General features: G+C 72.1%; 12 protein-coding genes. 9 read left to right on the top strand and 3 right to left on the bottom strand.

Annotated features, from left to right (window positions below; translation table 11 throughout):
- The 3 genes from AB0M20_RS13015 to AB0M20_RS13005 form a co-directional block, all read left to right on the top strand.
- A partial coding sequence (locus AB0M20_RS13015) for a gamma-glutamyltransferase (RefSeq protein WP_364297585.1) occupies window positions 1-404 on the top strand: 404 nt, incomplete at its 5' end.
- Window positions 405-463: 59 nt separating this feature from the next.
- Complete coding sequence (locus AB0M20_RS13010; RefSeq protein WP_364297583.1) at window positions 464-1612, top strand: zinc-dependent alcohol dehydrogenase; 1149 nt, start codon at window positions 464-466, stop codon at window positions 1610-1612.
- A 14-nt stretch (window positions 1613-1626) separates the two neighbouring features.
- Window positions 1627-2199, top strand: a complete 573-nt coding sequence (locus AB0M20_RS13005; protein ID WP_364297581.1) for a hypothetical protein — start codon at window positions 1627-1629, stop codon at window positions 2197-2199.
- Here the strand turns inward: AB0M20_RS13005 and AB0M20_RS13000 are convergent.
- Both AB0M20_RS13000 and AB0M20_RS12995 read right to left on the bottom strand, forming a co-directional pair.
- Window positions 2171-3025 (bottom strand): alpha/beta hydrolase, encoded by an 855-nt coding sequence (locus tag AB0M20_RS13000; RefSeq protein WP_364297579.1) that lies wholly within the window; start codon window positions 3023-3025, stop codon window positions 2171-2173. The two genes, AB0M20_RS13005 and AB0M20_RS13000, sit on opposite strands and share 29 nt — an antisense overlap.
- Before the next feature lie 21 nt (window positions 3026-3046).
- Entirely contained in the window at window positions 3047-3820 is a 774-nt protein-coding gene (locus tag AB0M20_RS12995) for an SDR family NAD(P)-dependent oxidoreductase (protein WP_364297577.1), read from the bottom strand.
- A gap of 92 nt (window positions 3821-3912) precedes the next feature.
- Between AB0M20_RS12995 and AB0M20_RS12990 the strand changes: the two genes are divergently transcribed.
- From AB0M20_RS12990 to AB0M20_RS12965, 6 genes are read left to right on the top strand one after another with little or no spacing between them, the layout of a single operon-like run.
- Window positions 3913-4953, top strand: a complete 1041-nt coding sequence (locus AB0M20_RS12990) for a hypothetical protein (protein ID WP_364297575.1) — start codon at window positions 3913-3915, stop codon at window positions 4951-4953.
- Entirely contained in the window at window positions 4905-5030 is a 126-nt protein-coding gene (locus AB0M20_RS12985; protein WP_364297587.1) for a helix-turn-helix domain-containing protein, read from the top strand. The genes AB0M20_RS12990 and AB0M20_RS12985 overlap by 49 nt, the downstream gene beginning before the upstream one ends.
- Before the next feature lie 50 nt (window positions 5031-5080).
- A complete protein-coding gene (locus AB0M20_RS12980) occupies window positions 5081-6115 on the top strand; it encodes an ABC transporter substrate-binding protein (RefSeq protein ID WP_364297573.1) in 1035 nt (344 codons plus the stop codon).
- A gap of 3 nt (window positions 6116-6118) precedes the next feature.
- Window positions 6119-6940 carry an ABC transporter permease gene (locus AB0M20_RS12975; RefSeq protein WP_364297571.1) on the top strand — a complete coding sequence of 274 codons (822 nt, stop codon included), beginning with the start codon at window positions 6119-6121 and terminating at the stop codon, window positions 6938-6940.
- Window positions 6916-7611, top strand: a complete 696-nt coding sequence (locus tag AB0M20_RS12970) for an ABC transporter ATP-binding protein (protein ID WP_364297569.1) — start codon at window positions 6916-6918, stop codon at window positions 7609-7611. The genes AB0M20_RS12975 and AB0M20_RS12970 overlap by 25 nt, the downstream gene beginning before the upstream one ends.
- Window positions 7608-8921, top strand: coding sequence for an LLM class flavin-dependent oxidoreductase (locus AB0M20_RS12965; protein ID WP_364297567.1), 1314 nt, complete (start codon window positions 7608-7610; stop codon window positions 8919-8921). The genes AB0M20_RS12970 and AB0M20_RS12965 overlap by 4 nt, the downstream gene beginning before the upstream one ends.
- On the opposite strand, the gene AB0M20_RS12960 is transcribed toward AB0M20_RS12965, so the two are convergent.
- Window positions 8882-9586, bottom strand: coding sequence for a DUF998 domain-containing protein (locus AB0M20_RS12960; RefSeq protein ID WP_364297565.1), 705 nt, complete (start codon window positions 9584-9586; stop codon window positions 8882-8884). The two genes, AB0M20_RS12965 and AB0M20_RS12960, sit on opposite strands and share 40 nt — an antisense overlap.
- Window positions 9587-9639 lie beyond the last annotated feature (53 nt).

Here is a 9639-nt window from a genome sequence, read left to right as displayed (position 1 = left end):
CCGAGGGTTTCGAGGTGTCCGGCGAGGTCACCCCGGGCCGCCGCCCCTACCACACCCTGATGCCCGGGATGCTGATCGAGGACGGGCGGCTGCGCGGCCCGTTCGGCATCATGGGCGGCTTCGTGCAGGCGCAGGCCCACGTCCAGTACGTAACCGCCGTCGTCGACGACGGCCTCGACCCGCAGGCCGCGCTGGACCGGCCGCGGTTCCGCATCGACCGCCACGCCGTGCTGGTCGAGGAGCCGCTCTGGGAACGCGCCGCCGAGCTGCGGGCGGCGGGGATCGCCGTGGCCGAGGAGCCTGGCCGTGCACCGTTCGGCGGCGGCCAGGCCATCGAGATCCGCGACGGCCGCATCCTCGGCGGCTCCGACCCGCGCAAGGACGGCTTCGCCGCCGGGTATTGAACCCTCTTGGCTATTGAATCCCGGCGTTTGCCCGGGAAATACCGGGGCACTCCGGCGGAATGCGAGCGATGGTTTACCGCGGTCCCTACCGCATCCGGGTCGAGGAGAAGGACCGGCCGGTCATCGAGCACCCCAACGACGCGATCGTCCGGGTCACCCGAGCGGCGATCTGCGGCTCCGACCTGCACCTTTACCACGGCCTGATGCCGGACACCCGGGTCGGCATGACGTTCGGGCACGAGTTCATCGGCGTGGTCGAAGAGGTCGGTTCGTCGGTGCAGAACGTCAAGCCGGGTGACCGGGTGATGGTGCCGTTCAACATCTACTGCGGCTCGTGCTTCTTCTGCGCCCGCGGTCTCTACTCCAACTGCCACAACGTCAACCCCAACGCCACCGCGGTCGGTGGCATCTACGGCTACTCGCACACCACCGGCGGGTACGACGGCGGCCAGGCCGAGTTCGTCCGGGTGCCGTTCGCCGACGTCGGGCCCGGCATCATCCCGGACTGGCTGGCCGACGACGACGCCGTGCTGCTCACCGACGCGCTGTCCACCGGCTACTTCGGGGCGCAGCTCGGCGACATCAAGGAGGGCGACGTGGTGGTCGTCTTCGGCGCCGGGCCGGTCGGCCTCTACGCGGCCAAGTCCGCCTGGCTGATGGGCGCCGGCCGGGTCATCGTCGTCGACCACCTCGACTACCGGTTGCAGAAGGCGGCGGAGTTCGCCCACGCCGAGATCCTCAACTTCGCCGAGTACGACGACATCGTCGTCCACCTGAAGAGGACCACCGACCACCTCGGTGCCGACGTGGTCATCGACGCCGTCGGCGCGGAAGCCGACGGCAACCTCCTGCAGCACCTCACAGGCGCCAAGCTGAAGCTGCAGGGCGGCTCACCGGTGGCCCTGAACTGGGCGATCGACTCGGTCCGCAAGGGCGGCACGGTCTCGGTGATGGGCGCCTACGGCCCGATCTTCAGCGCTGTCAAGTTCGGCGACGCGGTGAACAAGGGCCTGACCCTGCGGATGAACCAGGCGCCGGTCAAGCGGCAGTGGCCGCGGCTGTTCGAGCACATCAAGAACGGCTATCTCAAGCCGAGCGACATCGTCACGCACCGCATCCCGCTCGAGCACATCGCCGAGGCGTACCACATGTTCTCGTCCAAGCTCGACGGCTGCATCAAGCCGCTGATCGTCCCCAACGAATCCTGACCGGAGCCGAAAACATGGCCTACACCTCGGAGAAACCCGAGCTGCCCGTGCCGATCGACGAGCTGCGGGCGCGCATCCCCGGCTGGGGCGCCGACCTGGACCCGAAGGACCGACCGTCGGTGCCGCGGGAGATCTACGACCCGGGCGCGACCGGGGCGCACTGGGACTTCCCGGAGCGCCAGGAGGAGAAGTGGCCGCGGGAGCGCTCGATCGAGCACGCGTTCCTGACCCCGGTCTTCGGCACCTCCTGCCCGCCGAAGGGCCTGTCCGGCGCGATCCGCAAGTACGCGTACCGGCGGTTCAGCGAGGCGCGGGCCGCGCACTGGCTGCTGCTGATCGCCGCCGACCGGGTGGACGTGGCCGAGAGCCGCGTCACCGGCCTGCTGCGGGGGCGCCCGGACAACGTGATCGCCGAGACCGGCGTCAAGGCCGAGTTCACCCGCCACGGCCTGGCGTCCCGGCTGCGCGACCGCCGCGTCGACGTGGTGCACCAGCCGCTGGACGCGGTGATCGCGATGGGGCCGTACCTGGTGGGGGCGGGTGTCGCGTACGCGGCGATCAGGCGCGCCCGGCGACGAAAGCGCTGACCTCCTGGCAGAAGGCGGCCGGCTCCTCGAAGAAGGGGAAGTGCGAGCCGCCTTCCTCCTTGGTGAAGGTGCGCAGGCGGGCGCCCTTGATCTGCCCTGCGGTCCACGCCTGCGACTCCGGCGCGACGTGGCTGACCTCGCCGGCCAGCACCAGTGTCGGCACGTCGATGCGCGGCAGCACGTCCCGCCAGTCCTGCATCACGTGGTCCAGCAGCAGCCGGGCGCCCCAGGGCGCCGGGAGCTTCAGGTTCTCGGTGCCGAGCCAGGCCAGGTCGTCGTCCGGGATGTCCGGGGTCAGCATCGACTTCAGGAAGCCGTCGCGGGTGGCGCGGTCGTCCTCGGCGATCGCCCGGACGAAGCCCTCGGCGGCCGGGAAGTCGAGGATCGCGCCGGCCTGAGCGCCCTCGCCGGCGGCCATCCACGGCAGCACGACGCAGGCGCTGGGCTGGTCGACGATGATCAGCGAGCGGATCCGCCCGGTGCCGTACAGGTCGATGAAGCTCCACAACACCGAGGCGCCCATCGAGTGCCCGCCCAGATGCGCCTCGGCGATCTGCAGGTGATCGAGCAGTTCGCGCAGGTCGCCGGCCAGCCGGGCGATCCGGGCGCCATGGTCGGGCTTGGCGGACTCGCCGTGGCCACGCTGGTCGTAGGTGACCACGCGGACGTCGCGGGACAGCGTGGGCAGCGCGCGGTCGAACATGGCCCGGGACTGCGACCACCCGTGCAGCAACACCAGGGTGTCCGCGGGGGTGCCGGCGGCGCCGGCCGGCCCGTCGACGCGGTAGTCGATTTCGCAGCCGTCCGAGGTCGTGAAAGTGGTCATTGCTTGCTCCGTTCGTCTGAGTCAGGCGCAGCGGGCGGTGAGGCCGCCGTCGACCGGGAGGCACACGCCGTTGACGTAGGCGGCCCGGTCGGAGGCGAGGAAGACGGCGACGCCGGCGACGTCGTGCGGCGAACCCATCCGGCCGGTCGGGCTCCGGGCGTCGCGGGCCGCGCGGTCGTTCAGGCCGCCGCCCATGGGGGTGTCGATCAGGCCGGGGAGGATGGCGTTGGCGCGGATCCCGCGGGCCGCATAGGTGAGGGCGATGGAGACGGTGAGCTGGTTGACCCCCGCCTTGGCGGCGCTGTAGGCGGGGTAGACGTAGCCGGTGTCGCGGATGCCGGCCACCGAGGACACGTTGACCACCACGCCGTGCCCGGCCGCGAGCATGTGCGGCAGGGTGTGGTGACACGTGAGGTACGCGCTGGTCAGGTTCACCGTGAGGGCAGCGTTCCAGTCGTCCAGCCCGAGGTCCGGCACCGCGCCGGGCGCCGGGTCGCCGACGTTGTTGTGCAGCACGTCCGGCGTGCCCAGCTCGTGCCGGACGGACGCGACCGCCGCCGCCACGTCGGCCTCCCGGGTCACGTCGGCGGTCACCGCGAAGCCGGTGCCGCCGGCGTCGCCGATCGCCTTGGCCACCCGCTGCGCCTCGTCGGCGCTGCGGTCGACGGCGGCCACCGCGGCGCCGGCCCGCGCGTAGGCGAGCGCGGCGGCCTCGCCGTTGCTCAGCGTCGTCCCGCTGGAGCCGGCGCCGAACACGATGACGACCCGGCCGTCGAGCTCCCTGGCGTGACTCACGTCACTCAATCTGCCGCACCGGTCGTGGCGGCGGCACCGACCGCAGACGAAACCAGCGATCGTGTCTTGCTCCGTTTGTAGAATCGACGATCGTGGCGCAGGACCCGATCCAGACGGCCGTCGACCGGCTGGCCGCCCGGCTGCGCCGGTCCGTGGTGATCAACGACCCGAGCGTGCACCTGCTGTACGCCAGCGCCCACTACGGCGACGAGGACCCGGTGCGGATCCGGGCCGTGCTCCAGCGCGAGGCGGACGCGAAGGTGATCGGGCACGTGCTGGCGCAGGGCGTCGCGACGTGGACATCGGCCGGCATCATCCCGCCGAACCCGGAGCTGGAGATGCACGCCCGCGTCTGCCTCCCGGTCCGCCGGGAGGGCGAGCTGCTGGGCCTGCTGATGGTGATGGACGCCGACGGGTCGCTGACCACCCGCGAGCTGGCCGTGATCACCGGCGTGGCCGACGAGATCGCACCCCAGCTCGCGCCGCTCTCACCGGGCGGCGCGGATCCCCGCGAGGCGGCCGTTCTCGATCTGATTGGGGACAACCCGGGTTCGCGCTGGACGGCGGTCGCCGAGTTGCCGCCTCTGAGCAGGGTCACCGTCATCGAGTTCGGGGTCAGCGGGGACGCGGCGGCCGGCCATGTCGAGCGGGCGCTGCGGACGGCCCTGTCCGGCTCGTTGCACGCGGTCCGCGACGGGGTCGCCGTGGCGCTGGTGGAGGATGCGCACGGGTACGCCGACCGCCTGCTGCCCCGGATCAAGGACCTGTCCGCCGGCCGGTTCGACTGCACGGCCGGCGTGGGGTCGGCGGTGCCCGGGCTCGACCGGGCGTTCGAGTCCGCGGCGCAGGCCCGGCTGGCCCGGCGCGCTGCGGCGACCGTGCTCGGCGTGCCGGTGGCGACCTGGGCCGAGCTGGGCCCGTGGGGAATCCTGCTGCGCATCCCGCCCGGCGAGCTGACCGAGGCGGCGCTGCCCGATGAGGTGCGCCGGCTGCGGGCCGCCGACCCGGGCGGCCTCCTGGCCGGCACGGTGCGCGCCTTCCTCGACCATGGGGGAACGGCCCGGCGGCCGCGGCGACCCTCCACATTCACCGGACGACGCTGTATTACCGCCTGCGCCAGGTGCGCGAGCTGACCGGACTGGATCTGGACGACGGGCGTACCCGGCTGACCCTGCATCTGGGTCTCACCGCGGCCGAGATCATTACCTAGTAAACCAGTATGTGATGTCGGCTTAATAGGACTTCGCTAGAGTCCGGTCCATGTCACTGACACGCCGCAACCTGCTGACAGGCTTCGCCGGTGCCGCCGTCACGGGCCTCGCGGGCTGTGCCGCCGGCGCCGCGGGGGCCGAGCTCGACTCCGGGGCGCCGCTGCCGTCCGCCGTGGCCGCCGACACCGAGCTGGTCATCGCCATTCATCCCACGCACGTCGCGCTCCAGGCGTCCGGGCAGCTCGCCAAGTTGCCGTTCCGGGTGCCCCAGTGGCCCAACCTCAGCGCCGGGCCGGACATCATCCAGGGCTTCCGCGCCAGGTCCATCGACCTGGCCTCCAACGCCGGCATCCCGCCGATCCAGGCGGAGGCGATCAACTACGACGCACGGATCGTCGCGGTGCAGACCAAGAAGGTGCCGCAGTACACCTACGCCACCGCGCCGGGCTCGGCCATCGCCGGGCTCGGTGATCTGCGCGGCCGGAAGATCGGCTTCTCCCAGGGGCAGGCCCAGGGTCTGGTCGTGCTCCGCACGCTCAAGGAGCAGGGGCTCACGCCCTCCGACGTCCGGCTCGTCCCGCTGAGCAGCACCAAGTTCCTGGTCGCCTTGCAGAGCAAGCAGATCGACATCGCGCCGCTCTCTGAGCCGTCGCTGACCAAGTACGTCAACGAGTACGGCAAGGACGGGGCCAAGGCGATCCCGATGACCGCGGTGGACTACCTGACGATCCTGTGGGCGCCCGCCGAGGTGCTCGCCGACGACCGCAAGATCGCCGCGATCCGCGCGTTCATCCCGTTCTGGGCGCGGTCGAAGGTCTGGGCCCGGGAGAACCGGGACGCATGGATCGACGCGTACTACGTCAAGGACCAGGGCGTCACGAGGGCCGACGGCAAACGCATCCTGGCCACCGAGGACAAGCCGACCTTCCCCACCAGCTGGGACAAGGCGCAGGCGTGGCAGCAGGAGTCCGCCGACCTGCTCGTCGAGGGCGGCTACATCAAGCCGATCAAGGCGGCCGACCTCTTCGACCGCCGGTTCCAGACCATCGCGGCCGAGTCCGTGGCCGCCGAGTACAGGGAGTGAACGATGGTCGTTCTCGAGGCGCCGCCCCGCCCCGCCCCGCCGATCGCCCGCCGCCGGCTTGGCCCGGGCAGGCCCATCCCGTACGGGCGTCTGCTCGGCCCCGCCGTGCTGCTCGGCCTCTGGGCGCTCGCCTCCGCGGCCGGCTGGCTGGACCCACGCCTGGTCTCCGCGCCGTGGACCGTGCTGGGCACCGCACTCCGGCTGGCCGCCGGCGGTGAACTGGCGGAACACGTCGGGGCGTCCACCCAGCGGGTCCTGATCGGATTCACCTCCGGTGCCGCGGTCGGCGTCGCGCTGGCCGTCGTCGCCGGGCTCAGCCGCATCGGCACCGCCCTGATCGACGGGCCGGTGCAGATCAAGCGCGCGATCCCGACCATCGCCCTGGCGCCGCTGCTCATCCTGCTGCTCGGCATCGGCGAGGGCTTCAAGGTCGTGCTCATCGCGGCCGGCGTGGCGGCGAGCATCTACGTGCCCTTCCACGCCGCGCTGATCGGCATCGACAACCGTTACGTCGAGCTGGCCGAGGTGCAGGGCTACTCCCGCTGGGAGTTCCTGCGGCACGTCGTGCTCCCGGGCGCGGTGCCCGGGCTGTTCGTCGGCCTGCGGCTCAGCGTCACCGTCTCCTGGCTGCTGCTGGCCACGGTCGAACAGGTCAACGCGCTCAGCGGCATCGGATACCTGATGGCCCAGGCCCAGCTGTACGCGCAGACCGACGTGATCCTGCTCGGCCTCGCCCTCTACGCCGTCCTCGGCTTCACCTCGGACACGGTCGTCCGCCTCATCGAACGGAGGGTGCTCGCATGGCGCCGCACGCTGACCAGCTGACCCGCGAGGGCGTCCGCATCGAGGGCCTGACCCGCCGCTACGGCGACAAGGTCGTCCTCGACGACCTGAGCCTGACCATCGAACCGAACGAGTTCGTCGCCCTGCTGGGGCGCAGCGGCTCCGGCAAGAGCACGCTGCTGCGGGCGCTGGCCCGCATCGACTACGACGTCGAGGGCGAGGGCGCGTTCGACATCCCCGCCGATGTGTCGGTGGTCTTCCAGGACTCCCGCCTGCTGCCTTGGCGCCGGGTGCTCGACAACGTGATCCTCGGGCTCCGGGTGCCCGACGCCCGCCGCCGCGGCACCGAGGCGCTGGCCGAGGTCGGCCTGTCCGGACGGGAACGGGCCTGGCCCAACGAGCTCTCCGGCGGCGAGCAGCAGCGGGTGGCGCTGGCCCGGTCGCTGGTCGGTGAGCCGCGACTGCTGCTCGCCGACGAGCCGTTCGGCGCCCTGGACGCGCTGACCCGCATCCGGATGCACGGGCTGCTGCGCGACCTGTGCCGGCGGCACCGCCCGTCCGTGCTGCTGGTGACCCACGACGTGGACGAGGCGGTGAAGCTCGCCGACCGCACCGTGGTCCTCGACAACGGCCGGATCACCCTGGAGCTGCGCCGCGGCTCGCTGCAAGACCCCCGTGCCCTGCTGCTCGAAGCCCTCGGAGTGACGCCATGACCCTGCACCTCAACGCCTTCCTGATGACCGTCGGCCACCACGAAGCAGCCTGGCGGTTGCCGGAGAGCGACCCGCACGCGCACACCGACATCCGGCACTACCAGCACCTCGCGCGGGTCGCCGAGCGCGGCAAGCTGGATTCGCTGTTCCTCGCCGACAGCCCGGTGCTGTGGAACTCGATCGGCCGCCGCCCGGCCGGCGGGCTCGAGCCGACCGTGCTGCTGACCGCGCTGGCCGGGGTCACCGAGCACGTCGGGCTGATCGCCACGGCGTCCACCACGTACAACGAGCCCTACAACCTGGCCCGCCGCTTCGCCTCGCTGGACCACATCTCGGGCGGGCGGGCCGGTTGGAACGTGGTCACCACGGCCGGGGTCGACGCCGCCCGCAACTTCAACCTCGACGAGCTGCCCGCCCACGCCTCCCGGTACGAGCGCGCGGCCGAGTTCCTGGAGGTCTGCTACAAGCTCTGGGACAGCTGGGAGGACGACGCCGCGCTGGGCGACAAGGAGTCCGGGATCTGGGGCGACGACACGAAGATCCACCCGCCGGAGCACGTGGGCAAGCACTTCCGGGTCGCCGGGGCGCTCAACGTCCCGCGCTCGCCGCAGGGCCACCCGCTGATCGTGCAGGCCGGCTCGTCGGAGGACGGCAAGGGCCTGGCCGCCCGCTACGCCGAGGCGGTGTTCACCGCGCAGCAGACCCTCGCGGACGCGCAGGCCTTCTACGCCGACCTGAAACGGCGCGCGCTGGCCCTGGGCCGCGACCCCGACACCATCAAGATCCTGCCCGGGATCGTGCCGGCCATCGGCTCGACCGAGCGCGAGGCCCTGGCGCTGGAGGAGGAGCTGGACCGGCTCATCCGGCCGGAGTACGCGCTGCGCCAGCTCGCTCAGACGCTGCGGGTCGACGAGAACGACCTGCACCTCGACCGCGAACTGCCGCCCGACCTGCCGAGCGAGGACGAGATCGAGGGGGCGAAGAGCCGGTACACGCTGATCGTCGAGCTGGCCCGGCGGGAGAGGCTGACGGTGCGCAAGCTGATCGGCCGCCTCGGCGGCGGGCGGGGGCATCGCACCTTCGCGGGCACGCCCGAGCAGGTCGCCGACGCCATCCAGCAGTGGCACTCCGAGGGGGCGGCGGACGGCTTCAACATCATGGCGCCGGTGCTGCCCTCCGGCCTCGAGCTCTTCGTCGACCACGTGGTCCCGATCCTGCAGCGTCGCGGCCTCTTCCGCACCGAGTACACGGGCCGGACGCTGCGCGACAACTACGGTCTGGCCCGGCCGGCCGTGAGAGTTCCCGCCTGACTCCGGTCGGGATCATCGGTTGCGGCCGGGGTGAACGCCCACCGGGCGAGCAGCAGCACGGTGCTCACCTCGACCGCGCCGAGCAGCCGTTCCACCCCGCCCAGCGGGATCGCATGCCACCAGCGCACGCCGGTCCACGTCTCCGAGACGAGCGCCCAGAGGATGGGGGAGAAGCAGAGCAGCGAGACGATGCCGGCGAGGAACACCGCGACGGCCGCCGCCCGGGTGGCCTGCCGGTCGGAGCGCCGCCGCAGCCAGGGCGCGCCGGCCAGCACGGCGCCGGCCGGCAGGCTCAGGAAGGCGAGCAGGCTCGCCGCCCGGTGGACGTCGCCGCTGATCGACGGGCCGGCGGCCCAGTTGTGCTTCTCGAAGACCACGACGCCGATCAGGCCGGCGACCCAGAGCGCCAGCGCGGCGAACGCTCCGGACCGGGCCCGGACCGCGCCCGAGCGGACCAGGGCCGCGAGGACGGCGGCCGAGCCGGCGGCGAGCAGCAGCGTCGCCACGTCGAACGCCCAGCCGTTCTCCAGCAGGGCGTACTGGCTGATGGTGCGCCGGCGCCAGTCGAGGTCGGCGGACGGCGGGGTGACGTGCAGCCAGGCGTACACCGCGAGCGACGCCGCCACGAGGACGGCGCCGAACGCGGTGAGACGGCGTGCGGGCACGGATCCAGCGTGCCACGGTCCGGTCAACCCATCAGATAGGCCGCTATGAAGGC

Source organism: Actinoplanes sp. NPDC051633, assembly GCF_040681735.1.
Taxonomy (GTDB): domain Bacteria; phylum Actinomycetota; class Actinomycetes; order Mycobacteriales; family Micromonosporaceae; genus Actinoplanes.
This window is presented reverse-complemented; position numbering and strand designations above follow the sequence as displayed.